Annotated in this window: 20 protein-coding genes and 1 tRNA gene; 7 read left to right on the top strand and 14 right to left on the bottom strand. The window is 70.5% G+C overall.

Going from position 1 to position 26,687, the window contains the following annotated elements:
• Window positions 1-105: 105 nt before the first annotated feature.
• Together F7Q99_RS16005 and F7Q99_RS16000 are read right to left on the bottom strand one after the other, a co-directional pair.
• Window positions 106-178, bottom strand: a tRNA-Thr gene (locus tag F7Q99_RS16005).
• A 91-nt stretch (window positions 179-269) separates the two neighbouring features.
• A complete protein-coding gene (locus F7Q99_RS16000; RefSeq protein ID WP_230210234.1) occupies window positions 270-824 on the bottom strand; it encodes a winged helix-turn-helix transcriptional regulator in 555 nt (184 codons plus the stop codon).
• 165 nt (window positions 825-989) lie between these two features.
• Between F7Q99_RS16000 and F7Q99_RS15995 the strand changes: the two genes are divergently transcribed.
• The gene (locus F7Q99_RS15995; RefSeq protein WP_153462173.1) at window positions 990-1,586 is read left to right on the top strand and encodes a flavodoxin family protein; all 597 of its coding nucleotides are present in this window, start codon (window positions 990-992) and stop codon (window positions 1,584-1,586) included.
• 12 nt (window positions 1,587-1,598) lie between these two features.
• Here the strand turns inward: F7Q99_RS15995 and F7Q99_RS15990 are convergent, their stop codons facing one another.
• A complete protein-coding gene (locus tag F7Q99_RS15990; protein WP_153462171.1) occupies window positions 1,599-2,936 on the bottom strand; it encodes an MFS transporter in 1,338 nt (445 codons plus the stop codon).
• Between the two features lie 280 nt (window positions 2,937-3,216).
• Here F7Q99_RS15990 and F7Q99_RS15985 point away from each other — a divergent pair, with 280 nt between their 5' ends.
• Genes F7Q99_RS15985 through F7Q99_RS15975 form a run of 3 tightly spaced genes read left to right on the top strand, consistent with a single transcriptional unit; the run spans window position 3,217 to window position 5,650 of the window.
• Complete coding sequence (locus F7Q99_RS15985) at window positions 3,217-3,519, top strand: hypothetical protein (protein ID WP_153462169.1); 303 nt, start codon at window positions 3,217-3,219, stop codon at window positions 3,517-3,519.
• A gap of 2 nt (window positions 3,520-3,521) precedes the next feature.
• Window positions 3,522-5,144: an alpha/beta hydrolase gene (locus F7Q99_RS43165; protein ID WP_153462167.1), complete on the top strand. Its 1,623-nt coding sequence runs from the start codon at window positions 3,522-3,524 to the stop codon at window positions 5,142-5,144.
• On the top strand, window positions 5,144-5,650 hold the full coding sequence (locus F7Q99_RS15975) for a hypothetical protein (RefSeq protein WP_153462165.1): 507 nt from the start codon (window positions 5,144-5,146) through the stop codon (window positions 5,648-5,650). The genes F7Q99_RS43165 and F7Q99_RS15975 overlap by 1 nt, the downstream gene beginning before the upstream one ends.
• Before the next feature lie 170 nt (window positions 5,651-5,820).
• Here F7Q99_RS15975 and F7Q99_RS15970 read toward each other — a convergent pair whose 3' ends face one another.
• Window positions 5,821-7,194 carry a S8 family serine peptidase gene (locus F7Q99_RS15970; protein WP_153462163.1) on the bottom strand — a complete coding sequence of 458 codons (1,374 nt, stop codon included), beginning with the start codon at window positions 7,192-7,194 and terminating at the stop codon, window positions 5,821-5,823.
• Between the two features lie 1,770 nt (window positions 7,195-8,964).
• Window positions 8,965-9,468, bottom strand: a complete 504-nt coding sequence (locus F7Q99_RS15965; protein WP_153462161.1) for a hypothetical protein — start codon at window positions 9,466-9,468, stop codon at window positions 8,965-8,967.
• Window positions 9,469-9,839: 371 nt separating this feature from the next.
• Between F7Q99_RS15965 and F7Q99_RS15960 the strand changes: the two genes are divergently transcribed.
• Window positions 9,840-11,588 (top strand): FUSC family protein, encoded by a 1,749-nt coding sequence (locus tag F7Q99_RS15960; RefSeq protein ID WP_153462159.1) that lies wholly within the window; start codon window positions 9,840-9,842, stop codon window positions 11,586-11,588.
• 3 nt (window positions 11,589-11,591) lie between these two features.
• Here F7Q99_RS15960 and F7Q99_RS15955 read toward each other — a convergent pair whose 3' ends face one another.
• The 7 genes from F7Q99_RS15955 to rsmI form a co-directional block, all read right to left on the bottom strand.
• A complete protein-coding gene (locus F7Q99_RS15955) occupies window positions 11,592-13,400 on the bottom strand; it encodes an ABC-F family ATP-binding cassette domain-containing protein (protein ID WP_326846722.1) in 1,809 nt (602 codons plus the stop codon).
• Between the two features lie 122 nt (window positions 13,401-13,522).
• Window positions 13,523-14,440 carry a 4-(cytidine 5'-diphospho)-2-C-methyl-D-erythritol kinase gene (locus tag F7Q99_RS15950; RefSeq protein ID WP_326846721.1) on the bottom strand — a complete coding sequence of 306 codons (918 nt, stop codon included), beginning with the start codon at window positions 14,438-14,440 and terminating at the stop codon, window positions 13,523-13,525.
• Window positions 14,437-15,327, bottom strand: a complete 891-nt coding sequence (gene rsmA / locus F7Q99_RS15945; protein WP_326846720.1) for a 16S rRNA (adenine(1518)-N(6)/adenine(1519)-N(6))-dimethyltransferase RsmA — start codon at window positions 15,325-15,327, stop codon at window positions 14,437-14,439. The genes F7Q99_RS15950 and rsmA overlap by 4 nt, the downstream gene beginning before the upstream one ends.
• Before the next feature lie 59 nt (window positions 15,328-15,386).
• Window positions 15,387-16,262, bottom strand: a complete 876-nt coding sequence (locus tag F7Q99_RS15940) for a TatD family hydrolase (protein ID WP_153462155.1) — start codon at window positions 16,260-16,262, stop codon at window positions 15,387-15,389.
• The gene (metG, locus tag F7Q99_RS15935; RefSeq protein WP_153462153.1) at window positions 16,262-17,881 is read right to left on the bottom strand and encodes a methionine--tRNA ligase; all 1,620 of its coding nucleotides are present in this window, start codon (window positions 17,879-17,881) and stop codon (window positions 16,262-16,264) included. The genes F7Q99_RS15940 and metG overlap by 1 nt, the downstream gene beginning before the upstream one ends.
• 111 nt (window positions 17,882-17,992) lie before the next feature.
• Complete coding sequence (locus F7Q99_RS15930; RefSeq protein WP_230210233.1) at window positions 17,993-18,418, bottom strand: hypothetical protein; 426 nt, start codon at window positions 18,416-18,418, stop codon at window positions 17,993-17,995.
• Between the two features lie 313 nt (window positions 18,419-18,731).
• Window positions 18,732-19,601 (bottom strand): 16S rRNA (cytidine(1402)-2'-O)-methyltransferase, encoded by an 870-nt coding sequence (gene rsmI, locus F7Q99_RS15925; RefSeq protein ID WP_326846719.1) that lies wholly within the window; start codon window positions 19,599-19,601, stop codon window positions 18,732-18,734.
• 97 nt (window positions 19,602-19,698) lie between these two features.
• On the opposite strand from rsmI, the gene F7Q99_RS15920 reads away from it, so the two are divergent.
• Window positions 19,699-21,507 (top strand): dolichyl-phosphate-mannose--protein mannosyltransferase, encoded by a 1,809-nt coding sequence (locus F7Q99_RS15920; RefSeq protein ID WP_153462149.1) that lies wholly within the window; start codon window positions 19,699-19,701, stop codon window positions 21,505-21,507.
• A gap of 162 nt (window positions 21,508-21,669) precedes the next feature.
• Window positions 21,670-23,439 carry a penicillin-binding transpeptidase domain-containing protein gene (locus F7Q99_RS15915; protein WP_153462147.1) on the top strand — a complete coding sequence of 590 codons (1,770 nt, stop codon included), beginning with the start codon at window positions 21,670-21,672 and terminating at the stop codon, window positions 23,437-23,439.
• 22 nt (window positions 23,440-23,461) lie between these two features.
• Here the strand turns inward: F7Q99_RS15915 and F7Q99_RS15910 are convergent, their stop codons facing one another.
• Both F7Q99_RS15910 and F7Q99_RS15905 read right to left on the bottom strand, forming a co-directional pair.
• On the bottom strand, window positions 23,462-24,883 hold the full coding sequence (locus F7Q99_RS15910) for a glycosyltransferase 87 family protein (RefSeq protein WP_153462145.1): 1,422 nt from the start codon (window positions 24,881-24,883) through the stop codon (window positions 23,462-23,464).
• Window positions 24,884-25,009: 126 nt separating this feature from the next.
• Window positions 25,010-26,515 (bottom strand): amino acid permease, encoded by a 1,506-nt coding sequence (locus F7Q99_RS15905; RefSeq protein ID WP_153462144.1) that lies wholly within the window; start codon window positions 26,513-26,515, stop codon window positions 25,010-25,012.
• Between the last annotated feature and the right edge of the window lie 172 nt (window positions 26,516-26,687).

Raw genomic sequence — 26,687 nt, 5'->3', positions numbered from 1 at the left:
CATCACAGCGCATTCCGCACCCGGCACGCCAGACCGTCGCACGTGCCGCGCACTTTCCGGGGAAAAGCGAAAGACCCCCGCCCGAGGGCGAGGGTCTTTCAGCGGAGCCCCCATGCGGAATCGAACCGCAGACCTTCTCCTTACCATGGAGACGCTCTACCGACTGAGCTATAGGGGCGAACCGGCCGAACAAGGAAGACATTACACGGCGGGCGACCCGAAAGGGAAATCGAGTCCGCAGGCCCGACGGCCCGCCTCGACCGCGAGACTCAGCCGTCGGTGTGCGCCTGGTCGAACGCCTTGCGGGCCGCGATCATCTGCTCGGTGTGCTGCTCCGTCCAACGTCCAAGGGGCGCCAGCAGCTCGGCCAGCTCCGCGCCCAGTGGCAGCAGCCCGTACACCACCCGCGGCGGCGTCTCCGGATACACCGTGCGGCGCACCAGTCCGTCCCGCTCCAGGGTGCGCAGCGACTGGGTGAGCATCTTGCGGCTGACCCCACCGACCGCGCGCTGGAGCTCGGAGAAGCGCTGCGGGCCGCACGCGGCGAGGCTCATCAGGATCAGCATCGACCACTTGTCGACGAGTTCGGCGAACATCACGCGGCTCGGACAGCGCTGGGCGAAGATGTCGAGCGCCTCTTCGCCGTCCGCGCCCTCGCAGACCGTCTCGCGCGCCGCCTCGCAGGCCGTCCCGCGCATCGCCTCGCAGGCCTCTTCCCGGGCTGCGTCTTCCTGGGCCACGTCTCCCCGGGCCGCATCCCGTATCGCCTCCGGCCCGGCCGTCGACTGGTCCCGCCCGGGCCGGTCCCGCTCCTGCGTCGTCATGCCGTCCAGGGTACCGGCCCGGTCTCCAATCCACTCCTGGTAACCAATGGAGACCTGGTCTATATTGGAGACCGTTCGACCGGGGGCGCGGCTCGCCGCCCCACCCGGTCCTTCTCCACGCGCAGCCGCCACCGTTCGCGCTCGTCACCGCACAGGAGTGCCCACATGACCGCCATCCGCCCGACCGTCGCCATCGCCTACCACTCCGGCTACGGCCACACCGCCGTCATCGCCGAGGCCGTCGCCCGCGGCGCCGTCGCCGGCGGTGCCGAGGTCGTCTCGATCGCCGTCGACACCATCACCGACGAGCAGTGGGCCCAGCTCGACGCCGCCGACGCCGTCGTCTTCGGCTCCCCCACCTACATGGGCACCGCCTCCGGCGCCTTCCACGTCTTCGCCGAGGCCAGCAGCAAGCGCTGGTTCACCGACGCCTGGCTGGACAAGGTCGCCGCCGGCTTCACCAACTCCGCCTCCAAGAGCGGTGACAAGGCCGGCACCCTCGGCTTCTTCCAGACCCTCGCCGCCCAGCACGGCATGAACTGGGTCAACCTCGGCCTCAAGCCCGGCTGGAACTCCACCACCGCCACCGAGAACGACCTCAACCGCCTCGGCTTCTTCAACGGCGCCGCCGCCTCCTCCCCGTCCGACGCCGGCGCCGAGGCCGTGCACAAGGCCGACATCGCCACCGCCGAGCACCTCGGCGAGCGCGTCGCCAAGCACACCGCCGTCGTCCTGGCCGGCCGCGCCGCCCTCGCCGGCTGATCCTCTGATCGGCTAAGCCGCCGGATCCGCCCCGAGGAGGGGCGCCCGGCGGCTTCCGCCGTCCACAGCCCCCAGCTCCACGCCCGACGTCTCCGGCAGCAGCCGAAGGCAGAGCAGCGCCACCGCGCCCAGTCCGGCCAGGTACCAACCCGCCGGCTCCGCCGTCCCGTACGCCTCGGTCAGCCGCGTCGCCACCAGCGGTGTCGTCGCACCGCCCACCACCCCGCCCAGGTTGTACGTCAACGCCGCGCCCGTGTAGCGCACCCGGGTCGGGAAAAGCTCCGGCAGGAACGCCGCCAAGGGCCCCATCAGACACCCCAGCACCACCATCGCCCCCGCCAGCGCCACGAACATCAACGGCCGGCGCACCGTCTCCAGCAGCGGGAACAGCACCAGCGACCACGCCATCGCCAGCCCCGTCGCCCCCGTCAGGGTCCGCCGCCGCCCCCAGCCGTCGCTGCGGCGCGCACTCACCCACACCGTCGCGGCCATGCCCAGCGCGCCCACCAGCAGCATCGACAGCACCAGCGTGCTCGCCACCCCGAGCCCGGTCGTCGCGTACGCCAGCGCGTACGTCGTGGTCAGGTAGAACAGCGCGTACCCCACGGTGATCACGCCGCAGCCCACCAGCACCGTGCGCCAGTGATCCCGGAGTACCTCCACCACGGGCAGCCTCTGTGTCCCCCTTCCCTGCCCCCGAAACAGCGGAGACTCCTCCACCTTCAACCGCACGAACAACCCCACCGCCACGAGCCCGAGCGAAGCGACGAACGGCACCCGCCACCCCCACTCCCTGAACGCCCGCTCATCCAGCCCGAGTTGCAGCGCCAGGAACCCCCCATTCGCCAACACGAACCCGATCGTCGGCCCCAGCTGCAGAAACGCCCCGTACCGCCCCCTCCTCCCCGCCGGCGCGTTCTCCGCGATCAGCAGCGCCGCCCCACCCCACTCCCCACCCAGGCCGACGCCCTGACACACCCGCAGCACCACCAGCACCACCGGCGCCCACCACCCCCACACGGCGAACCCCGGCAACACCCCCACCGCCGCCGTGGCCAACCCCATCAACAGCAGCGACAGCACCAACGTCGCCTTCCGCCCCAGCCGATCCCCGAAGTGCCCGAACACCACGGCCCCCAACGGCCGCGCCAGAAACGCCACCGCATACACCGAGAACGCCGCCAGCAGCGCCCCCACAGCCCCTAGCCCGGGAAAGAACACCTCCCCGAACACCAACGCCGCCGCGGTCCCATAGACAAAGAAGTCATAGAACTCGATCGCCGTCCCGATCAACGCCGCACCCGCAGCCCTCCGCAACTGCCCCGCCCGCCAAGCTCCCTGCGTATCCATACCGCCACCCTGACGGCCGCCGTCCTCGCCGACACAGCCCCCACCCGAGTGACATCGGCGCACCCCGCCTCCCGCACGCCGGGCGTGTGCCTCCTGATCACCGACCACATTCGCACTATCGTCATAACGCCACCGAGCGCGACGCACATGGGGGGACCGTGCCGAATCCCGATCTGGCCGCAGAGTTCAAGGTGAATCCGGCCGCGCTGGAAAACACGGGCCTGAGCGCCCAGTTCATCGCGGCTCAGATACCGACCGAAACCGCGAAGATCACCGAACCGTGCAGTCAGGCCGCCGCCAGTCTGCAGGCTGGCAGACCGCCACCACCCTGCAGAGCTGCGGCACGAACTGGAAGACGCTGCTCGACAAGCTCGGCAAGGACATGGGCGACCTCGGCGCCAACCTCGTCAAGACGGCCGGCATCTACCGCCAGGACGAGCAGAGCGTGTACGCGCACCTTCAGGGCGAGGGCCGCGGGGTCCCGCGACCGACCGAGTCCGATCCCTTCGGCACAGTGCTGGTCGGTGAACCGTCCACGGCCGCCGAGAAGTCGCGCGCCGCCTCCGAGCGGAAGGCCAAGTAGCTGTGGACATCGCAACGCTCTACAACGCGAACATCAACAACATCACCACCGCCAAGAACGCGTTCGACGTTCTGGCCACCACTTTCGGCAAGGCTACGGAAGCGTGGCAGCACGAGATCGCCGATCGCCTGACCGCCGAGCACTGGACCGGCACCACGGCCACCTCGGCCGGGACCCAGATCAAGAACCTGGGCAGCGAACTCCAGGCCGCCCACCAGGAACTCTCCTTCGTCAGCAAGGCACTCGCCGATGCCGCCGAGGGCTTCGCGGCGGCTCAGGCACACCTGATCAGCGCCCTCGACGACGCCAAGAACGCCAAGCTCAACGTGGCCCCCGACGGCCGCCTCACCTGGGACAACGAGTCCACATCCCCGAACTTCGCCGGTACCGATGCCGAGGCGACCGCCAAGGAGATCAGCAAGCGGATCACCGCCGCGCTCAACGAAGCCGACCACGCCGACCAAGCGATCGAGCAGAGACTCAGCCACCTCGCCTACAACGCAAGCAGCGGCACCGGCCTGGACGCCGCCACCGTCAAGCAGGATCAGGCAGCCGTGGCCGCCCGCGACCAAGTACCTGCCACCGGTACCGACCCCGACGGCGTGAAGCGCTGGTGGGACGGCCTCACTGAGGCCCAGCAGCAGCGGTTCATCCTCAACCATCCCGACCAGGTCGGCAATCTCGACGGCGTCCCCGCCATCGCCCGCGACCAGGCCAACCGCATCAACCTGCAGCGCAGCAAGCAGGACCTTCAGCTCCAGCTCGACCACTTGGGTCCAGAGCCAGCCCATACAGTCAAGGCGGGCCGCGGCTCTGTCGAGAACGCGGACTACAGCGCATGGCGGACCAAGCACGACGACCTGCAAGAGAAACTTCATTCGATCAACGACATCGAAAGTCGGCTGGCGGGCGACAAACTCAAGTTCCGCGACAATACGCCGGCCTTTCTCCTCGGCTTCGACACCAAGGGCAAAGGCCGGGCAATCGTCTCGGTCAACAACCCCGACACAGCCGACAACGTCGTGACCTTCGTCCCCGGCACCACCTCCAGGTTCGGCACGGCCAGCGGCGACGTCGACAAGGCGGATGAGATGGCAAGGGCTGCCAAACAGGCGGACAGCACCAAGACCACCGCCACCATCGCCTGGGTCGGCTACGACGCACCGCAGAGCATCCTGCCCGAGGCAGCCTACGAATCGTGGGCTCAGAACGCGGAAAAGGATCTCGCCCGATTCCAGATCGGTCTGCGCTCAACCCACGAGGGAACGCCCTCGCACAACGTACTCATGGGACACAGCTACGGAAGTACCACCGTTGGCTACACCATGCGCGACCACAATCTGCCGGTCGATGACGTGGTCCTGGTAGGAAGTCCAGGAGTCGGCGTGGATCACGCCAAAGATCTGAACATCGACCCCTCCCACGTATATGTTGCGCGGGGTGGCGACGACATCGGCATCGCGATAGCGGCCGGCACTCTCAACTTCGGCCTTGACCCGACGTGGGATTCATTCGGAGCCAAGCATCTACCGGCGGGAAACAGCGACCACAACCACTACTGGGTGAAAGATTCACCATCAGTCAGGGCATTTGGCGAAGTGGCCGCAGGGACGTGGAGGCTTTGATGAGCTACAAGCGGTGCGTCGGGAGGTTGGTCACGACCATAACGTTGGTGTTGGCCGTGGCAGCTTGCGGCGATGACGCAAGCGGTCCAACGATGACCCGCGCACAGGCGAAGGCACAGACTGAAAGCTATATCGCCCAGGTGGTAGCCAGCTTGCCACAGCCGGTCACCACCATGACCGAGAACGACAGCGACAGCTTCTGCTTCAAGAATGATGCCCCCTCCGAGGAGGACGGTCGCGTAAACATCGACACCGAAAGGAAGTTGCCCGGCGTGCCGCTGGAGCGGCATCCAGACTACTTTGCGGCATTTCGTTCCCAGGTTGAATCCATGGGGTTCAAGCCGACCCCTGACTCCGCCCTGTCCGCTCCCTCGCTCTTCTTCACCAACAACTCGAATAACTTCAACGCCAGCATGACTGAACTCGGAGACGCGGACCGTACGCTGGAGATCACCTTCACCTCCCCATGCGTGTGGCCCAACGGCGCCAAGCCACCGAAAGGGTGAGACGGCCACATGACCGGAGGCGACGCCTCGCTCGGCAGAGGCGCCGCCATCACCTCCGATCAGGCATTGATCTTGTCTGGCCGTCGGCCACTGACACGACCCCCGACGCGATGCTCCAATTCCGCCTCATCGTCGACCATGACGTCCGCTCCGAACGACACGGCTGCCGACTACCTCGCGCACGGGTTGTCCCCTGGCGCCACGGGCGGCTCATACGACGGCGGAGGCGGCAGCAACGGAGGCTCATAAGCCGCTGCCTTGCTGGCCGCACTGCGCCGCCGCACCACGAAGAACACCACGCCTGTCACCAGCGCCAACCCGGCGATCGCAGCGATCGTGATCGGCAGCACCGCATTGCCGGAATCGGACGCCTTGTCCGCGCTCTGCGCGACCTTCGGCGGACTGGTATTCGCCGGTGCCGCAGGCACCACGGCGGGCGAGGTCGCCGGGGCAAGAGAGGCAGAAGGGGCAGTGGACGACGGCGAAGCGGAGGGCAGTGGAGCCGTCTTGCTCGGAATCGGGTAGACATCCGCCGGCCCCGGATCGCCCGGCGTCGTCAGAGCAATCCGGGGCCGCACCGCGCCGTACCCGATACTGTCGTTGCGGTTAGAGCCATCCGTCGGCTTACCCGCCGTGTTGATGAGCACGCGCAGCACTTGGTTTGCCGTCCAGTCGGCGTGCGCAGCCCAGACCATGGCCGCTGACGCGGAAACCAACGCAGCCCCATCCGACGTACCGTGGCTCTTGCAGTAGCCCGTGGGCCCGGTGCAAGCGGCGATGATGTCCACGCCGGGGGCTACGAGATCAACCTGCGGCCCCTGCTGTGACTCGGCCGTTCTCGTCACGTTCTTGTCGATGGCCCCAACGCCGACAACATAGGGCAGAGCACCCGGGTATTCGACCAGATTCCCGTCCTGCGCACTGTTTCCGACGCTCGCGACCATCAGCGAACCCTTCGCCGCCGCACGCGCGAGCACGCTGTTCAGCTTCGCCACGTCATCAGGATCTGTCGTTACTGCTTCTGTTCCCTGTGAGATGTTGATGACTTTGGCACCCTGGTCGACGGCATAATCGACGGCCTGGCCGATCTGGTCCAGGAAGAAGCGTGAACTAACCCCGCCCCCCTCAGTACCGTTATTGATCTTCACCGGAAGGATCTTGACACCTGGAGCCAAGCCATAGGCACCTTTGCCCCCCATGCCTTTGCCTGTGCCCGCGATTATGCTGGCGATCCCTGTCCCGTGCCCGCTGAGATCGGCCCCAACCCCACCGGGAGTGCCACTCACGTCCTTCCCGGGCAACAACTGACCCACCAGGTCTGGGTGATCGAACTTGAATCCGCCATCGATCACCGCAACCGTGATCCCCTGCCCGGTCGAGGTCTTCCACATCTCCGGAGCATGCATTGCATCCAGATGCCACTGATCATCACGGATAGAACCCTCCGCGGCCGCCGGAGCCACAGCCGGGCCGACCACGAAGCTGGCTGCCAGGAACGCTCCAGCGAAGACCCGCCCACGCACTCGTCCGTTCGTCAGCCGCATCACAACTCCTCGTCAGTCTCCCCGTCAGCCGAGGGCGGTGCCCCGGACAGGTCTGCCCAGCCGCCGGTAGGTCCCAACAGCCGGGCAGTCACGCCAGTTCTACTCAACCACGTTCGGGTTGCTGTGCGGCGTACCGCTGGTCCAGGTCTCCTCGTCCTCGTACAGGTAGTCGGCACGCTGGCGGCGGTCGCCGCCATTCCTCCCTGCTCCGCCCCCATGCATGCCGGGAGCCGGCATACCGTTCTGGCCATTACGAGCCGCACCCTCGACAGCCCCAGCCCGCCTGCGCAGGCCGGTCCCACCAGGAGTGAACTCACCACTGGTCGAAGGGCCTTTGCGCCCTCCAACAATCCCGCCAGGGGTCGAGGTCAAACCTCGGCCTCGTGTACCCCCACCCGAACCGCCCACTCCGTGACCAGCCACTCCGGGATGCATGCCGCCCATCCCGGGCATGCCGGATGCCCCTGCCCGACCCGGCTGAGCCTCACGGGAGCCGAAGACGGTCCCGGTGGGCAGCCCAGCGGTAGTGTCGGCATTCCCCGGAAGGGAGCCGCCACCGAAGGGGGCTGGACGGCCGGGAACCGAACCGCCGCTCTTGCCTGGGATCGAGCCACCATTCCTGGCCGGGACCGCCCCACCCTTCCCCGGGAAGCCACCAATCGGCATCGGACCGCCCCCCGGCAAACCCGCATTGCCTCCACCATCACCCGCGCGCCCTGGGAACCCTCCCAACCCGTCGAACGGGACGCTTTCTCCGCTGGGACCGACCGGACCACTCTGGCTCGGAAGGGTCGGAGTTGTTGGGAGGCTGTCGAGGCCTGTGCCAGGACGATCAATCGGCAACGACGGAACTGACGATGGTGTGAAGGCAGCCTGCTCTTGTGGCAACGGCACGTGTCCACCACTGTGCGAAGAGATCGACTCGGCGCGACTCGGTGTGTCCACCCCTTGTGAACCGGACAACGGTTGATGGAGCGCTACAGAGCCGCCGCTGTAGCCTCCGCCCGCCGACCGCTGGACACCTCCATCGCTGCCGACACTCCCACGCGGCTGGCGGACAGCACCACCTGATCCCGTAGCGCTGCCACTCCCTGGCGAGTAGTCAGCAGAGCCGTAGCGGGCCTTGCCAGAACTTCCCGCCGTGTCCGGGTCCGGCAGCGTGTTCAGCACGTCGGTCGCCGCGGAGTACGCCTGTGCCAGCTTCTCCATCTGGCGGACGGCTTCCTGGTGTTCGTTATCGATGACCGCCTTCGCCTTGTCGGCCTGAGCCTTAGTGACCCAGGACGCCCCCCAGGTCTGCGTCATATAGGCGTCAAATGCCTCCCTGGAGGGTAGCGGTGGGATGTTCGACGGAACATACCTCAGCTGGCTCGTGGCCCTGTCGTACGTGGCGATGTCTGCATGGGGAAGTTCGGGCACGACGACCTGGGCGAGGCTGAGTGCCTCGCCCGCATGATGCATTGCCTCGCCGGCCTTGCTGGAGTACTCCCCGATCTGTGCGGCCGAATTCTGGAGGTTCCGCGCCCAGGTCTTGAAACTCTCGGCGGCCGGTCCCTCCCAGCCGACGTTATCGACGTGCGACTTGAGTGCCTCGCTGAGGTCCTTCAGGGCCTGACCGGCCTCCCTCAGCTGAGTACCACGGCTCAGCACCGTACTCGCGTTGGTGGTGCTGACCATCGCCTTGAGTTGGGCGTGGTCGTAGCTGTCGAATTTCGTTCCGCCTGCCATTACCTGCTCCCCCTGTCCGTCAACCTGTCACCCACTTCACCGTTACAGGCTCTGGCCGACATCGGACGCAGGCCTGTTCGCCCCGGTCGCCTTAGTGGCGGAGCCCAAGTTCGTTCCCACAGCCTTGTGCGCGGCAGCTGTCGCTTCCTCGTTGCCCGCATAGCTGCCGGCTGTCTTCCCGACTGCAAGCTTCATCGCGTCGACCTGGGAGACGAGGTCCGAGTGGAGCTTGACGAGCTTGGTGTGAACCTTGTCGTATGCGGCTGTCAGGGCGGCAGCCTCCACAACCTCGCCGCTCTTGTCGCCGCTGATCAGAGTCGCCCCTGACAGCGTCTGCGCCTGGAGCTTGCTGGCCGAGGCCGCCGAACCGTCCATCGTCTGCAGCAGCGCCTCGACCTTCTTCGCAAACGCCGTGAGCGTTTCGAGCTCCACCTTGACGTCCTGCTTGCCGAAGGCAGACACCAGATCGGGAACGTTGGGCTTCTCCACCGGCACAACGGGGTCGTCGTACCTGTCTCGCTCGCCTCGTTTGACGTCACCCGGCACAGCACACCACCTCTTTCCCCCCGCTGCAGGCGGCAGCCCACAACACACCGTCAACTTCTCGTCCGTACAGTCGCGGTCGGCAACGGAACAACCACCCCGCTGGCAGGCTGCCGACGTGGCAATGCTAGCGATCGCCTCCGTCAGCCTTGGCGCGCCTGGACGCGATCGGTACGAACTTGACACGCCCACCACCCGGTAAGCTGACCACTACGCCCCATCTGCCGCGCAACGTCGCACAGCAGCGACCCCTGGCAGCAGAACGGACGTGACCGTATGCCATCGGAGAGCCCCGCCAGCCCGTGGTGGGCCAGGGCCGTGCGCCCCTCCCGGCTCCGTTCCCGCGAGTGTTGATGGCCCGCGCCGCCCTCGGGATGGCAACGCCCCTCACCGCCGGCCTGCTCGCGCACCGCCTCGACCTCGGGGTGTTCGCCGGGCTCGGGGCGATGCACGCGACGATGAACGACCGTGACGAGTCGATCGGGCTGCGCACGGCGCGGATCGGGACGGCGGTCCTCGCCTCCGCGCTCGGGATGCTGATCGGCACGGCCCTCCAGCACGCGCACGCCGACGCCACCACCCTCGGCACCGCGCTGACCGCCACGGCCTTCGCCTCCGGCGTCCTCAGCGCCACCGGTCCGCGCGGGTCCGCGGCCGGGATGTTGCTGCTGGTGTCGGCGGCGCTGGGCAGTGGGATGCCGCTTCCCCAGCTCTGGTGGGCGGCGGCGCCGATGATGCTCGCGGGCGCGGCGTTCGTCTTCGTCCTCGGCCTGCGCCCGACCTCCGACCCGCGCACCCGCGCGCTCGCCGCCGCTTACGAAGCGCTCGCCCGCATGCTGGCCGATCTCGGCACGCCGCAGGGCGCGGCCTCGCGCCAGGTGCTGACGGCCCGCCTGAATCAGGTGCAGGACCTGATGACGAAGCAGGAGACCGATCCACGGTACGCAGCCGTCCTCGCCGCCACCGAGGCGGCGACCGGGCTGCTGTGGGCCCTGCGCCCGGTCCCGCCCGAAGTCGCGGACGTCCCAGCCCGCCTCGCACGCGCCGTGGAGGACGACAGCACAGAGGTCACCGTCCCGGACTGGCGGCCGGACACCCCGGCCCGGCAGGCGCTGGACGTGGCGCTGCGCGCCGCCGCCGACACCGTGGCCGGCCGCGACACCGCGCTCGGCACCGCTCCCGCGCCTCCGCCCGATCCGTGGCACCTGCGCGCACGGCTGCTGTCCCGCGGTTCGGTGAGGTACGGCCTGCGCGTGGCGCTGTGCATCGCCATCGGCCAGGCCGTCAGCGCCAACTACCAGCTCAGCAAGAGCTACTGGCTCCCGATGACGATCGCGTTCGTCCTCAAGCCGGATCTCGGTTCGGTGTTCCTGCGCGCGGTGAGCCGCTCGGTGGGCACCGTGCTGGGGGTGGCACTCACCGCGATCGTCGTGGGCGTCACCACGAACGAGTGGATCCTCACCGCCGTCGCCGCCCTCTGCGTCGCCCTCCTCCCCTACGCGACGGCGGCGCACTACGGGCTGAACACGGTCGTGATAACGCCGATGGCCCTGGTCCTGATCCAACTCGGCGGTCAGAGCAGCGCAGCCGAGTTCTGGCCCCGGGTGCTGGACACGGCCCTGGCGAGCGCGATCGTGCTGCTCTTCGGCTACCTGCTCTGGCCGGAACGCCCCCGCCACCGGATCGAGCCCCGCCTGATAGAGGCGACGACCACGCTGAAGAGCTACCTGGACGCGACAACCGGGCACGGGGACCAGTCCCAGGTCTGGCTGCGCCGGACGGCCTACCGGTCCCTCGCCGACGCCCGCCACGAGGTGCAGCAAGGCCTCGCCGAGCCGCCGCCCACCGGCCGGCTGGCCGAGCAGTGGCTGCCGGCGACGGCGGCGCTGGAGCGACTGGGCGGAGCGGTGGCGGCGTACGCGGCGCAGATCCGGTACGGCGGCCGGGTGCCCGACCCGGCCGAGGTGGACCGGGTCCGCCGGGCCCTGGACGACCTGACCACGGCCGCCCGGAACCACCGCCCACCGACCGGAGCCACACCCCGCCCGACGAAGCCGCACGACCCGACGCGCAGTGCGCTGGGCCGTGCGGCGGACGAACTCGAAGTCCTGCTCACCAAATAACGATCAGACCTGCTCGGCCAGCTCCAGCCAGCTCATCTCCAGCTCCTCCTTCTCGTCCCGGACGGCCCGCAGCTGCGCGTCCAGTTCCGCGACCTTGGAGAAGTCGGCGGCGTGCTCGGCGAGTTGGGCGTGCAGCTTGCTCTCCTTCTCGTCCAGCTTGGCGATCTGCCGCTCCAGCTTCTGCATCTCCTTCTTGGCGGCCCGCAGGTCCCCGCCCGACAGCCCGGTGGCAGCCGCCTCGACGACCGGGGCAGCCGCGACCGGCACGGCGGAAGCAGCCATCCGGGCCCGCCGCTCCAGGTACTCGTCGACGCCGCCCGGCAGCATCCGCATCCGCTTGTCGCCGAGCAGCGCGTGCACCACGTCCGTCGTCCGCTCGATGAAGAACCGGTCGTGGCTGATGACGATCATCGAGCCCGGCCACCCGTCCAGCAGGTCCTCCAGCTGGTTGAGCGTCTCGATGTCCAGGTCGTTGGTGGGCTCGTCCAGGAACAGCACGTTGGGCTCGTCCATGAGCAGCCGCAGCAGCTGCAACCGCCGCCGCTCGCCACCGGACAGGTCGCCGACCGGCGTCCACTGCTTGTCCTTGCCGAAGCCGAACTGCTCGCACAGCTGCCCGGCGCTCATCTCGCGGCCCTTGCCGAGGTCGACGCGCGAGCGCACCTGCTCGACGGCCTGGAGCACCCGGATCTCCGGGTCCAACTCCGCGACCTCCTGCGACAGGTAGGCGAGCCGTACGGTCTTGCCGACCTTGATCACGCCCGACGCGGGCTGCACGTCGCCCTCGGAGGCGTACGCGTCGCGCAGGGCGCGCAGCAGCGAGGTCTTGCCAGCACCGTTGACGCCGAGCAGGCCGATCCGGTCGCCGGGGCCGAGCTGCCAGGTGAGGTTCTCCAGCAGCAGCTTCGGGCCGGCCTTCACCGTGACGCCCTCGAGGTCGAAGACCGTCTTCCCCAGCCGCGCGTTCGCGAACTTCATCAGCTCGGACTTGTCGCGCGGCTCCGGCACGTCGGCGATCAGGGCGTTGGCGGCCTCGATGCGGTAGCGCGGCTTGGAGGTGCGGGCGGGGGCGCCGCGGCGCAGCCAGGCGAGCTCCTTGCGGGCCAGGTTCTGGCGCTTCTGCTCCTCGACGGCCTCGATCCGGGAGCGCTCGGCGCGGGCGAAGACGTAGTCGGAGTAGCCGCCCTCGTACTCGTGCACGTCGCCGTGCTGGACGTCCCACATCCGGGTGCAGACCTGGTCGAGGAACCAGCGGTCGTGGGTGACGCAGACGAGCGCGGAGCGGCGCTTCCGGAGGTGCTCGGCGAGCCAGTTGATGCCCTCGACGTCGAGGTGGTTGGTGGGCTCGTCGAGGACGATGAGGTCGGGCGAGCCGAGCAGCAGCTTGGCCAGGGCGATCCGGCGGCGCTCGCCACCGGACAGCGGGCCGATGACGGTGTCCAGGCCGTCGGCGAAGCCGGGCAGGTCGAGGCCACCGAAGAGGCCCTCGATGATGTCGCGGATGCGGGCGTCGCCGAGCCACTCGTGGTCGGCCCGGTCGGCGATCACCTCGTGCCGGATGGTGGCCTCGGGGTCGAGCGAGTCGTGCTGGGTGAGGACGGCCAGCTGGAGGCCGCCGTTCCAGGTGATCCGGCCGCCGTCGGCCTCCTCCAGCTTGGCGAGGATCCGGATCAGGGTGGTCTTGCCGTCGCCGTTGCGTCCGACGACGCCGATCCGGTCGCCCTCGCTGACGCCGAGGCTGACCGCGTCCAGCAGGGTGCGGGTGCCGTAGACCTTCGTGACGGACTCGATGGTGGCGAGGTTGACGGCCACGTGTGCTGCGCTCCTGGGTTCGGCGGTCGCGGGGCGGCCCGCCGTTCGCGACCGGGCGCCCCTCTCGGGGACTCCCCGATCTCCCCAGCCTAATGGGCCGGAACGGGCACCCTCACACCCGTTTACGCCACCGCTGCCCCCGGCACCGGCCCGTACGTGGCGTGCGCCGTCCGGCAGGTGCCGGAGGCGCGCAGGGCCGCCGCGACGGCAGCGGCGCCGTCGGCGTCCTTGGCGAGGAACGCGCAGGTCGGCCCGGAGCCGGAGACGAGCGCACCGAGGGCGCCCGCGTCCGTACCGGCCCGCAGGGTGTCCGCGAGCGCGGGCCGCAGCGAGAGGGCGGCGGGCTGGAGGTCGTTGGCGAGCGCGGCGGCGAGGCCGACGGCGTCACCGTCGGCCAGGGCGGCGAGCAGCGCGGGGTCGGCGTCGGGGGTGGGGACGTCGGTGGCGGCGGAGCCGGTGCCGGCCTCGTCGCGGAGGCGGTCGCACTCGCGGAAGACGGCGGGGGTGGAGAGGCCGCCGTCGGCGACGGCGAAGACCCAGTGGAAGGTGCCCTCGACCGGGAGCGGCTCCAGGATCTCGCCCCGGCCGCGGCCCAGCGCGACGCCGCCGAGCAGTGCGAACGGCACGTCCGACCCGAGTTCGGCGGCCAGCTCCAGCAGCGTCTCGAAGGGGGTCTCGAGCTTCCACAGGGCGTCGCAGGCGACCAGCGCCGCCGCGCCGTCCGCGCTGCCGCCCGCCATGCCGCCGGCGACCGGGATGGCCTTGGCGATGTGCAGGTGCACGCCCGGGTCGGCGATGCCGTGGTGGGCGGCGAGCAGCCGGGCGGCACGCGCGGCGAGGTTGCTGTCGTCGAGCGGAACGGCGTCGGCGTCCGGCCCGGAGCAGGACAGCGTGACGCCCTCGGACGACTCCGTCGCCGTCACCTCGTCCCCGAGCGCGACCGCGAAGAAGACGTTGGCCAGGTCGTGGAAACCGTCGGCCCGCAGCCCGCCGACCCCCAGCTGGACGTTGACCTTGGCCGGCACCCGTACGGTGATCACGCGGAATCCTTCTCGCTCTGCTGAGGCTTGTGCTCGGCGATCGCGGCGAACTGTTCCACCGTCAGCATCTCGCCGCGCAGCTTGTGGTCGATCCCGGCCGCCGCGAGCGCCTGCTCGGCCCCGGCGGCGGAGCCGGCCCAGCCGGCCAGGGCGGCCCGCAGGGTCTTGCGCCGCTGGGCGAACGCGGCGTCGACGACCGCGAACACCTCCTCGCGGCTGGCGCTCGTCTTCGGCGGCTCGCGGCGGATCAGCGAGACCAGCCCGGAGTCGACGTTGGGGGCGGGCCAGAAGACGTTCCGCCCGATGGCGCCGGCCCGCTTCACGTCGGCGTACCAGTTGGCCTTGACCGACGGGACGCCGTACACCTTGTTGCCGGGCTTGGCGGCGAGCCGGTCGGCGACCTCGCTCTGCACCATCACCAGGGTGCGCTCGATGCTGGGGAAGGTGGCCAGCATGTGCAGCAGGACGGGCACGGCCACGTTGTACGGGAGGTTGGCGACGAGCGCGGTGGGCGCCGGCCCGGGCAGCTCGGTGACCTCCATGGCGTCGCTGAACACCAGGTCGAACGAGTTCGCGCGGGCGGGCATCCGGGCGGCGACGGTGTCGGGCAGGTGCTGTGCCAGCACCGGGTCGATCTCGACCGCGGTGACGTGCCGGGCCACCTCCAGCAGCGCCAGCGTCAGCGACCCGAGCCCGGGCCCGACCTCGACCACCGCGTCCTGCTCCGTCACCCCGGCGGCCCGGACGATCCGCCGCACGGTGTTGCCGTCGATGACGAAGTTCTGCCCGCGCTGCTTGGTCGGCTTCACGCCGAACGCGGCCGCCAGCTCCCGGATGTCGGCGGCGCCCAGCAGGTGGCTGTCAGGGGTGGGGTCGGTGGTGCTCACGCGCCAAGGATACGGGCGCGGGAGGTGCCGTCCGGACGCGCTGACCCGGACGGCGGCGCTCAGTAGCCGAAGGCCCGCGCGGTGTTCTCCGCGATCGCCGTCGCCAGCTCGTCCTCGTGCAGCCCGAGGGTCGCCGCCATCGACCGCACCGTGACCGGGATGAGGTACGGCGCGTTGGGCCGCCCCCGGTACGGATGCGGGGTGAGGAAGGGGGCGTCCGTCTCGACCAGGATCCGGTCGAGCGGGGTGGCGGTGAGGGCGTCGCGCAGCGGCTGGTTGGCCTTGAAGGTGACCGGGCCGGCGAAGGAGAGGTACCAGCCGTGCTCGGCGCACACCTTGGCCATCTCGGCGTCGCCGGAGTAGCAGTGGAAGACGGTCCGCTCGGGGGCGCCCTCCTCCAGCAGGACGGCGATGACGTCCTCGTGGGCGTCGCGGTCGTGGATCACCAGGGCCTTGCCGTGGCGCTTGGCGATCTCGATGTGCCGGCGGAACGACTCCTTCTGGATCTCCACGCCCTCGGGCCCGGTGCGGAAGTAGTCGAGGCCGGTCTCGCCGACGGCGCGGACCTGCGGCAGCGCGGCGAGCGCGTCTATCTCGGCGAGGGCCTCGTCCAGCGCGGCCTGTCCACCGGCCGGACGCTGCTGCCCGGACCAGCCGTCCGGGTCGCCCAGGTAGATCCGCGGCGCCTCGTTCGGATGCAGGGCGACGGCCGCGTGCACCTGCTCGTACCGGGCCGCCAGTTCGGCGGCCCAGCGCGAGCCGGGCACGTCGCAGCCGACCTGGACGACCGTGGTGACCCCGACGGAGGCGGCGCGCGCCAGGCCCTCCTCCGGCGTGCCGGACTGCATGTCGAGATGGGTGTGCGAGTCTGCCACCGCCACTGCCAGGGGTACCGGCAGCGGCGGCGGCGTGGCGCGGTCGTCCTTGGGTGCCATCAGGAGGCGGGCTTCTCTTCGAGGCGCGGGAACAGGATGTCGCCCTTGGTGACGGTGGCACCGGCGGGCAGCCGGCCCCAGTCGGCCACCGTGGCGATGGTCTGCGCGGACAGCGCGCCCAGGCCCTCGGCGGCGCCCAGCGAGTCCCACAGCTTCTCGGCGGTGGCCGGCATCACCGGGTTGAGCAGCACGGCGGTGGCGCGCAGCGACTCGGCCGCGGTGTAGAGGATGGTGGCGAGCCGGGCCCGGCCCTCCTCCGAGTCGTCCTTGGCGACCTTCCAGGGCTCCTGCTCGGTGATGTAGCCGTTGACCTGCTTGACGAACTCGAAGATCGCCGCGAGGCCGCCGGCGAAGTCGAGCTCCTCGCCGATCTTGCGGTCGGCGGTGGCGACGGCCGCGCGGAGTCCCGCCGCGACGGCCTGCTCGGCGTCACCGGGCGCGGCGGCCGCCGGCAGCACGCCGTCGAAGTACTTGCCGACCATGGCGGCGACCCGGGAAGCCAGGTTGCCGAAGTCGTTGGCGAGTTCGGAGGTGTACCGGGCGGTGAAGTCCTCCCAGGAGAACGAGCCGTCCGTACCGAACGGGATCGCCCGCAGGAAGTAGTAGCGGTAGGCGTCCACGCCGAAGTGCGAGGTGAGGTCGGTGGGCGCGATGCCGGTCAGGTTGGACTTGGACATCTTCTCGCCGCCGACCATCAGCCAGCCGTTGGCGACGACCCGCTTGGGCAGCGGCAGCCCGGCGGCCATCAGCATGGCGGGCCAGATGACGGCGTGGAAGCGGAGGATGTCCTTGCCGACCAGGTGGACGGAGGCGGGCCACAGCTCGGCGAAGCGCTCGGGGTCGCTGCCGTAGCCGGCGGCGGTGATGTAGTTCTGCAGCGCGTCGACCCACACGTACAGGACGTGCTTCTCGTCCCAGGGCAGCGGCACGCCCCAGTTGAAGGTGGAGCGGGAGATCGAGAGGTCCTGGAGGCCCTGCTCGACGAAGCGCAGCACCTCGTTGCGGGCGGACTCGGGGGCGATGAAGCCGGGGTTCTCGGCGTAGAACTCCAGCAGCTTCGGGCCGTAGGCGGAGAGGCGGAAGAAGTAGTTCTCCTCCTCCAGCCACTCGACCGGCTTCTTGTGGATCGCGCAGAGCTTCTCGCCCTCGGTGGCGCCGTCCAGCAGCTCGGCCGGGAGCTTGTACTCCTCGCAGCCGACGCAGTACGGGCCGGAGTAGCCGCCCTTGTAGATCTCGCCCTTGTCGTACAGGTCCTGGACGAACTCCTGCACCCGGTCGGTGTGCCGCTGCTGGGTGGTGCGGATGAAGTCGTCGTTGGCGATCTCCAGGTGCTCCCAGAGCGGCTTCCAGGCCTCCTCGACCAGCTTGTCGCACCACTCCTGCGGGGTGACGCCGTTGGCCTCGGCGGTCCGCATGATCTTCTGACCGTGCTCGTCGGTGCCGGTCAGGTACCACACCTTCTCGCCGCGCTGGCGGTGCCAGCGGGTGAGGACGTCGCCCGCCACGGTGGTGTACGCGTGGCCCAGGTGCGGGCGATCGTTGACGTAGTAGATCGGGGTGGAAACGTAGTACGCCGGGGCGCTCGCCCCGGTGGTGCTGTGGTCTGCAGTGGCCGCCATGGTCGGCAAGCTTAGTCGCGCGCAGGCGTGGGCCTCGACCGCGTTCCACGTGCCGGGACCGCCCTCGACCGCGTCCGCGGCGGGAGGGCGGCCCCGTGTGCGCCCCCGGCGTCAGCCCAGCAGCCGCGACCAGAACCGGGCCCAGCGTCCGCGCGGCTTGACGGGCCCGGACACCGCGGGCGCCCCGGCCGGCTCGGCGTGCGCCGGGTAGCCGGGGGCGTGCTGCCAGGGCTGGTCGGCGACGGCCACCCGGCCCTCGCGCATGATCCGGACGGTGTGTCCGCCACACCCCGGGCAGGTCGGCTTGAGCAGCGGGGACGGTACCCGGACACCGTTGGCGTGGTACTCGAACACGACGCGGCCGTCCTTGGCGATGTGGTGCTCGATGTCGTACGCCTGCTCCCACCCGTATGCGCACTTCAGGCACGCGAAGGAGTAGGCCTCCCGTACGGTCTCGACGGGAGGGTGCGGCTGGCCCGTCAGGCCGGGGTCGCTCAGTGCGTTGCCACCGAAAGGGCTACCGACGATCTCGCTCATGCGCCCACCTCGCTCCGCTCGGCGGTCGCTTCGCGAAACGCGCACCGTCTGTCGGGTCGCTCGCTGCGCTCGCTCATAGCCGTCTCCCAGCGCCCGCCGGGCCCTCGCCCGGCTGGGTCTTTCCTCTCCAGGAAATGCCCGGACCGCCCCGGCCGACGCCCCGCTTGTGAAGACTTGGATGCGGGTTGGGGGTCCCTATACGAATGGTGGGATCCTGTGCGAAAACCACGGCCAAAGCTTCAGCTCAGCGGGCGTTTACCGGGGCCTTCACTCCAAGGTACGACTCCCCGTCCGCCACGCAACCCCCCGGAATTCACTCCTTTTTCAGCCCCTCGCTCCCGGCCTCCTTCTTCGCCGCGACGACCGCGTCGAACACCTCGCGCTTCGGCAGCGACAGCTCCGCGGCGACGGCCGCGATGGCCTCCTTGCGCCGCTCCCCGGCCTCCTCCCGGAGGGCCACCAGCCGGGCGAGTTCGGCCGGGGTGAGCTCCTGCGGCGCGGCCGGCGGGGCGCCGGCGACGACCACGGTGATCTCGCCCCTGACGCCCTCGGCGGCCCAGGCGGCCAGCTCGCCGATCGGGCCGCGCTTGACCTCCTCGTAGGTCTTGGTGAGCTCCCGGCAGACGGCGGCCGGGCGGTCGGCGCCGAACGCCTCGGCCATCGCGGCGAGCGCCTCGGCGATGCGGTGGGGCGCCTCGAAGAAGACCATGGTGCGAGGCTCGGCGGCGATCGAGGCGAGCTGCCGGGCCCGGTCGCCGGTCTTGCGCGGCAGGAAGCCCTCGAAGGTGAAGCGGTCCACCGGCAGACCGGACAGGGCGAGCGCGGTGAGCACGGCGGACGGCCCGGGCACCGCGGTGACCTTGACGTCGGCGGCGACGGCCGCGGCGACCAGCCGGTAGCCGGGGTCGGAGACGGAGGGCATCCCGGCGTCGGTGACCAGCAGCACCCGGGCGCCGCCGAGCAGCGCCTCGACCAGCTCGGGCGTGCGGCCGACCTCGTTGCCCTCGAAGTAGGAGACGACCCGCCCGGCCGGGGTCACCCCCAGCGCCTGGGTGAGCCGGCGCAGTCGCCGGGTGTCCTCGGCCGCGATCACGTCCGCGGTGGCGAGTTCGGTGAGCAGCCGGGGCGGGGCGTCCGAGACGTCGCCGATGGGGGTGCCTGCGAGAACGAGTACTCCTGTCACGGACCCCATCCTTCCAGCCTCCGCGTTTATGGTGACGATTCGGGCAGCTTCCGAGGGGCTGGTCCGATGATCGGACAGCGCCCCTACGATGTGGCGGATGAACGGCGACACGGGGACGCAGACGCCCATTGGTATAGACCACACCGCAGAGGGTGGCGTCGGCGCGACGGGCCTGCCGTCCCCCGTCGTCCCGGCCCCGCGCCCGCCCGCGGCGGACCGGCCGGACACCTGGCGGCGGCGACTGGCCCTGTTCGGCTACGCGCCCCGCCCGGCCGCGCCCCTCACCGAGCGGCTGGTGCCGCCGATGCCGGACGGCCCCGGGGTGACGCCCGCGGCGGTCCCGCCGTCCCCGCTGCTGCTGCGCTTGGGCGCGTCCCTGCCGCAGGGCCTCTGGTCGTGGCTGTGCCGCTGGGCGGGCTGGCTCGGCCCGCTCGCGGTGGCGCTGTTCGCCGGGATCCTGCGGTTCACGAACCTCGGCCAGCCGCACGCGATCATCTTCGACGAGACGTACTACGCCAAGGACGCCTACGCGCTCTGGCACGGCGGCTACGAGATCAGCTGGCCGGACGGCGCCAACGAACAGATCATGAAGGACGACGGGGACGTCCCGTACCGCCCGATGGCCGGCTACGTCGTCCACCCGCCGGTGGGCAAGTGGATCATCGGCTTCGGCGAGTGGCTGTTCGGCATGAACCCCTTCGGCTGGCGGTTCGCGGTGGCGCTGCTCGGCACCCTGTCGGTGCTGATGGTGGCCCGGATCGCCCGCCGCCTGTTCCGCTCCACCCTGCTGGGCTGCGTGGCCGGCTTGCTGCTCTCGGTGGACGGCCTGCACTTCGTGCTCAGCCGCTCGGCCCTGCTGGACCTCGTGGTGATGTTCTGGATCCTCGCCGCCTTCGGCTTCCTCCTGCTGGACCGCGACCACACCCGGGCCCGGCTGGCCGCGAAGCTCGGCGGGGCCGCCGACGCCGCACTTGCGCAGCGGGTGCACCTGGGCTGGCGCCCGTACCGGATCGCGGCCGGCGTCTGCGTCGGCCTGACCTGCGCGACCAAGTGGAGCGGCCTGTACGTCGCCGCGGCCTTCGGCCTGATGACGGTGCTCTGGGACGCGGGCGCCCGCCGCCTGGCCGGGGCCCCGCGCCCGTACCTGGCGACGCTGACCCGCGACGCCCTGCCCGCCTTCGTCTCGATCGTCGTGGTCTCGCTGGGCGTCTACATCGCCTCCTGGTGGGGCTGGTTCGCCAGCAGCAACGTGCCCGGCCAGGGCGGCTGGGGCCGCGACTGGGCGGCAGGCCGCAGCACCGACTACCCGTGGATCCCCGAGGGCCTGCGCGCTCTGTGGCACTACCACGCCACGATGTACGACTTCCACACCCACCTGAGCGACCCGCACACCTACCAGTCGAACCCGTGGAGCTGGCTGGTGCTGGGCCGGCCGGTGTCCTTCTACTACGAGTCCCCGAAGCAGGGCCAGGACGGCTGCACCGCCGCCGAGTGCGCCCGCGAGGTGCTCGGCCTCGGCACCCCGCTGCTCTGGTGGGCGGCCTGCATCGCCCTGGTGTACTGCCTGTGGCGCTGGGCGGCGCGGCGGGACTGGCGGGCCGGCGCGGTGCTGTGCGGCCTGGCGGCCGGCTACCTGCCCTGGTTCGCCTACCAGCAGCGGACGATCTTCCTCTTCTACGCGGTCGCCTTCGTCCCGTTCCTGGTGCTCGCGGTGACCATGCTCGTCGGCGTGCTGATCGGCCCGCCCGGCGCGTCCCGGGACCGCCGGATCATCGGCTCCGCGACGGCCGGCCTCCTGGTCCTGCTGATCGTCTGGAACTTCCTGTTCTTCTTCCCGCTGTACACGGGGCAGACGATCCCGATGGACGACTGGCGGCAGCGGATGTGGTTCACCAGCTGGATCTAGCCGACTGGATCTTGTCGCCGGAGTGGAAGGATCGTCCGTGTGCGGTGTTCGGCACGTACCAGAACCGTCACAACTCCCGGGCGTTTCGTCGGCGCACCGAGTCCGCCTGCCTAGGGTGGGGTCCGTACCACGTTGTCGCCTGACCCCTGGGGGAGCAGCACCATGCGCAGAGGCGCGAAGATCGGCATCATCACCGGCGTGTCCGTCGTCGTGCTCGCGGGCGGCGGCTACGGGGCGTACAGCCTGGTCGGCGGCTCCGACTCCGGGTCATCCGAGGCCAAGAAGGCCCGGACGGTGGTCGCCGAGCCGCCCTCCGCGGACCAGGCGGCGAGCGGCGCGAAGGACTTCCTGGCGGCCTGGGCGGCCGGCGACGTGGCCAAGGCCGCCTCGCTGACCGACAATCCGGACGCGGCCACCGCCGCGCTGAACGCCTTCAGGGACCAGGTGAAGCCGAGCGGGCTGACGCTGACCCCGTCCGGTCCGGCCACCCCGCAGGCCTTCGCCTCGGCCACCGGCACGCCCACCCCGGCCAAGCCGTCCGCCGGCGCCTCCGCCACGCCGTCGGCCACCGGCACCCCCGGCGCGACCGACTCGCCGTCCGCCTCCGCGACGCCGGCGCCCGCCGGCGTGCTGATGGGCTTCAAGGCGCGCGCCGAGTTCGCGGGCACCGCCCGGGTCTGGGACTACAACGGCTTCCTGAGCGTCGTGAAGATGAGCGACGACACCCCGGCCGTGCACTGGGCGCCGAGCGTGATCCACCCGCACCTGAACGGGACCGAGACCATCGCCACCCAGCAGGTCTTCGCCCCGGCGGGCACCGTGGTGGACCGCAACGGCAAGCCGCTGCAGGGCGCGTCGCTCACCCCGGCGCTGCTGACCACCCTGCAGGACAACGCCCACAAGCTGCTGCCGCCGGACCCGAACAAGGACCAGGACGCGGGCAGCGCGGTGGTGATCACCGACCCGAACGGCAAGACCGCGCCCGACAAGCTGTTCACCATCGTCGAGCCCAAGCCGGCCAAGCCGTTCAAGGTGACCATCGACAACAACATCCAGGCCGCCGCCGAGAAGGCGATGACCGACCTGGGCGGCAAGTCCGGGTCCATCGTCGCGATCGAGCCGAGCACCGGCCAGGTGCTGGCCTTCGCCAACGCGCCGGCCACCGGCCAGAACCGGGCCTTCGCCGGCCTGCTCGCGCCGGGCTCGACGATGAAGATCGTCACCTCGACGGCCCTGCTGGAGGCCGGGATCAACCCGGACAGCGTGGTGGCCTGCCCGGAGAAGAGCAGCAACCCGGTGGCGATCCCGAACGACTTCCCCGGTGCCTTCCCGAACAACACGCTCCAGCAGGACTTCATGGTGTCCTGCAACACGGCCTTCATCAATCAGGGCCTGACCAGCCTCAAGCCCGAGACGCTCTCCGCCACCGCCAAGGACGTCTACGGCATCGGCCTGGAGTGGAAGACCGGCCTGCCGAACGCCGACGGCAAGGTGCCGCCGACCCCGGGCAGCAAGGACGAGCAGGCCATGAACTACATCGGCCAGGGCAAGGTCCAGATGAACCCGCTGGCCATCGCCTCGATCACCGCGACTGTCCAGAGCGGCGCGTTCAAGCAGCCCATCCTGGTCGAGGGCCTGCCGCAGCAGGTGGCGGCCCGCCCGATCTCGCCGGACGTCGCCGGCAAGCTGCGCGCGATGATGGCCGCCACCGCCCAGGGCGGTACGGCACAGGCCGCGATGGCCGGGATCACCGACAACGCGGGTGCCAAGACCGGCTCCGCCGAGGTCGCCGGCGCGGCCACCACCAACAGCTGGTTCACCGCCTACCGGGGCAACATCGCGGTCGCGGCCGAGGTGCAGGGCGGCGGCCACGGCGTGGACTCGGCCGGCCCGGCCGTCGCCTCCCTCCTCAAGGCGTTCGGCAACCGCTGAGCCGCTGGCCCCCGGAGCCCGCTCAGCCTCGCGGCAGAGCGGGCTCCGGCCTTTCCGGCCTCGGTCTCCGGCCTACCGGCCCGGGTGGGACGGGCGGCTTGCCGCTCCACCGCCGGGCCGCCATCCGGGGCCAGATCACCAGCACCACCGGCAGCGCCAAGTACCCGAACCGCCCGGCCGGGGCCAGCATGAAGGCGATCGCCAGCCCGGCGGCCAGCAGGTCGGCGGCGGCGATCGCGGACACCGGCGGCCGGGCCAGCAGCCAGATCGCCACCCCGATCCCGCCCATGGTCATCAGCGCCAGCGAGACGGTGTGCCCGGTCGGCCCGAAGCCGGCCAGCACCTTGCCGGGCAGCGGGCTGCCCGCCGGGGTGCGGATCGCGGTCAGCCCGAGCGGGAAGCGCACAACCTGCTCGCGCAGCGCGTCCGCCCGGGTCAGCGCGGACGGCAGGATCACGGCCAGGCTCACGCCGACCGCGATCAGCCCGGTCCGGGCGGCCGGGCGCCGCCCGTACAACCGCCACAGCAGCAGGACGGCGACCGGCAGCGCGGGCCAGGCCGTCCACTTGAGGGTGCAGGCGAGGGCGAGGACGAGGCCCGCACCGACGGTCCGGTCGCGCTCGGCGAGCGCCATGGCCAGGCAGCAGACGCCGATCAGCGGCAGGTCGACCCCGCCGACGGCGAGGGCCAGCGCTATCAGCGGCGAGGCGGTGAGCACGGCGAGCGGCAGCAGGGGGGCGCGGTCCCGGGAGGGCCGCAGCAGGCGCCAGCTGGCCAGCAGGCAGGCGAGGAAGGTGAGCGCGAACCAGATCCGGGCGTCCCCGGCGACCCGGGTCAGGGCGTCGCCGTTGCCGAGCAGCTGGCGCGGCATCCCGAACAGGGTCATCGCCGGCAGGTACGGGTCGTAGTCGGTGACCACGACCGGGTGCTGCAGATAGGGGCTGCCGGTGGTGAGCAGCAGATGGGCCGAGCGCTCGACCACCATCACCTCGGACTGGTGGCGGCCCTGGAGGGCGAGGAGCGCGAGCGGCACGAGGACGGCCCCGAGCAGGCCGACCGCGGCGGCGGAGCGGGCCGCGAAGCGGCGCGGCAGGATCAGGCAGAGCAGCCCTGCGAGGGCGTAGGCGGGAGCCGCGACGGCGCCCCACAGGCGCTGGTTGGGCAGGTCGGAGATGATCGGGAAGGCGGCCGCCCAGCCGGCGGCGATGGCGCAGCCGAGCAGCTGGACGCTGCGCAGCGAGGCGAGGTGGGCCGGATTCAGTCGATCGGGCGTGGGTGGAAACGTGTTCTCGCGACGCTGCCGGGGGACGTCCCGGGAGATCAGGCCGAGCCGGGGGCGGTCGGGTCTGGAGGACGGTCCTGCGGAGGTCGGGGCCGGCGTTCTGGTCCGGCCGGTGAACCGGCCGCGCGGACGGGAGAAGCCGGGCGTGCGGGTGCTCACCATGGTGGAAGGTTATTGCCGGGGCGGGGCCCTGTCGTCACCGGGACACCCGGATAGTCGCAGGTGGCACGAGAGGGGCCGCCGGGTGTCGTACCCACCGGCGGCCCCTCGTGCGCGGAATCCCGCGGCTCAGCCGGTCTCGGCGTCGGCCACGGCGGACTCCTGCTCCGGCTGCTCCTCCCGCTGCTGCTCCAGCTTGGAGTGCTTGATGCCGTAGCCGAAGTAGACGATCACGCCGACCACGAGGGCGATCGCCCCGGCCCGGAAGGTGTCGGCGTGCAGACCGGTGATCAGGTAGACGCAGAAGCCGACGCTGAGCAGCGGCACGACCGGGTAGCCGGGGACCTTGAAGCCGCGCGGCAGGTCGGGCTGGGTGCGGCGCAGGATGATCACGCCGATCGAGACGACCGAGAAGGCGATCAGGGTGCCGAGGCTGGTGATGTCGGCCAGGACGTCCAGCGGGATGAACGCGGCCAGGGCGCCCACCAGCACGCCGACCACGAGGGTGTTCCAGACCGGGGTGCCGGTGCGCGGCGAGAGCTGGGCGAAGCGCTTGGGCAGCATGCCGTCGCGGCCCATCGAGTAGAGGATGCGGGTCTGGCCGTAGATCACCACGAGGGTGATGCTGAAGATCGAGAGGATCGCGCCGACCGCGAAGACCATCGCGGGCCAGCTCTGGCCGGTGATGTCCTGGAGGATCTGAGCGAGGCCGGCCTCCTGGCCGTCGAACTGCTGCCACGGCTGGGCGCCGATGCCGGCCAGGGCGACCAGGATGTAGAGCAGGGTCACCACGACCAACGAGATGATGATCGCCAGCGGCAGGGTCCGGCGGGGGTTCTTGACCTCCTCACCGGCGGTGGACACGGCGTCCAGGCCGATGAACGAGAAGAAGATGCTGGACGCGGCGACCTGCACGCCGCCGATGCCGAGCGGCATGAACGGGGTCAGGTTGCCGGAGTGGAAGCCGGTCAGCGCGACGCCGATGAACAGCAGCAGGATGAGGATCTTGATCCCGACCATGGCCGCGTTGACCTTCACCGACTCGCTGACGCCGCGGACCAGCAGGACGCAGACCATGGCGACCAGCAGCAGCGCCGGCAGGTTGAACCAGTGGGTGCCGTCCGGCGCGCCCGACAGCTGCTCGGGGATCTTGACCCCGAAGGCCAGGTCGAGGAACTTGTTGAGGTACTCGGCCCAGCTCACCGCGATCGCGGAGGCGGAGACGCCGTACTCCATCAGCAGGCAGATGCCGACGCCGAACGCGACGCCCTCGCCGAGAGTGGCGTAGGCGTAGGAGTACGAGGAGCCGGAGACCGGGATCGCGGAGGCCATCTCGGCGTAGCAGAGCGCGGTGAGGCCGGCGGTGACGGCGGCGATCACGAACGACAGGATGACGGCCGGGCCGGCTGACGGCACCGCGGTGTTGAGCACGAAGAAGATGCCCGTGCCGATGGTGGCGCCGATGCCGATGGAGGACAGCTGCCAGAGGCCGATGGAGCGGCGCAGGTGGATGCCGGAGCGTCCGCCCTCCTCGGGCGCGCCGGACGGAACGCCGCCGTGGCCCTCGCTCTCGGCGATCAGTGACGAGACGGGCTTGCGTCGCAGCAGACGCGCACCAAGGGTGTTGCTGGCCAAAACTGCGGTCCTTCTGGGCGAGTGAGGGTGTCCTGGCGGCCGGTCACTCGACGCACATGTGGTGTCATCAGGACCAACCGAACAAAGATGGGACAGTACCGCGCGAAGGCACTAGTGACGCAAACGAACAGTCTCGATGTGCGCATTGTACGAATCGGCGAAGATGCCCGTA

It is taken from the genome of Streptomyces kaniharaensis (assembly GCF_009569385.1).
GTDB lineage: Bacteria > Actinomycetota > Actinomycetes > Streptomycetales > Streptomycetaceae > Kitasatospora > Kitasatospora kaniharaensis.
The sequence above is the reverse complement of the archived record's forward strand: the minus strand, read 5'-3'. Positions and strand labels throughout refer to the sequence as shown.

What these genes read in the sequence shown, in the direction of transcription:
- F7Q99_RS15910 (WP_153462145.1), bottom strand. Translation starts at nt 24,883, where the DNA reads ATGGTGAGCACCCGCACGCCCGGCTTCTCCCGTCCGCGCGGCCGGTTC.
- F7Q99_RS16000 (WP_230210234.1), bottom strand. Translation starts at nt 824, where the DNA reads ATGACGACGCAGGAGCGGGACCGGCCCGGGCGGGACCAGTCGACGGCC.
- F7Q99_RS15970 (WP_153462163.1), bottom strand. Translation starts at nt 7,194, where the DNA reads ATGCGGCTGACGAACGGACGAGTGCGTGGGCGGGTCTTCGCTGGAGCG.
- F7Q99_RS15940 (WP_153462155.1), bottom strand. Translation starts at nt 16,262, where the DNA reads ATGGCACCCAAGGACGACCGCGCCACGCCGCCGCCGCTGCCGGTACCC.
- F7Q99_RS15960 (WP_153462159.1), top strand. Translation starts at nt 9,840, where the DNA reads ATGGCAACGCCCCTCACCGCCGGCCTGCTCGCGCACCGCCTCGACCTC.
- F7Q99_RS15930 (WP_230210233.1), bottom strand. Translation starts at nt 18,418, where the DNA reads ATGAGCGAGATCGTCGGTAGCCCTTTCGGTGGCAACGCACTGAGCGAC.
- F7Q99_RS15915 (WP_153462147.1), top strand. Translation starts at nt 21,670, where the DNA reads ATGCGCAGAGGCGCGAAGATCGGCATCATCACCGGCGTGTCCGTCGTC.
- F7Q99_RS15975 (WP_153462165.1), top strand. Translation starts at nt 5,144, where the DNA reads ATGAGCTACAAGCGGTGCGTCGGGAGGTTGGTCACGACCATAACGTTG.
- F7Q99_RS15995 (WP_153462173.1), top strand. Translation starts at nt 990, where the DNA reads ATGACCGCCATCCGCCCGACCGTCGCCATCGCCTACCACTCCGGCTAC.
- F7Q99_RS15920 (WP_153462149.1), top strand. Translation starts at nt 19,699, where the DNA reads ATGAACGGCGACACGGGGACGCAGACGCCCATTGGTATAGACCACACC.
- F7Q99_RS15990 (WP_153462171.1), bottom strand. Translation starts at nt 2,936, where the DNA reads ATGGATACGCAGGGAGCTTGGCGGGCGGGGCAGTTGCGGAGGGCTGCG.
- metG (WP_153462153.1), bottom strand. Translation starts at nt 17,881, where the DNA reads ATGGCGGCCACTGCAGACCACAGCACCACCGGGGCGAGCGCCCCGGCG.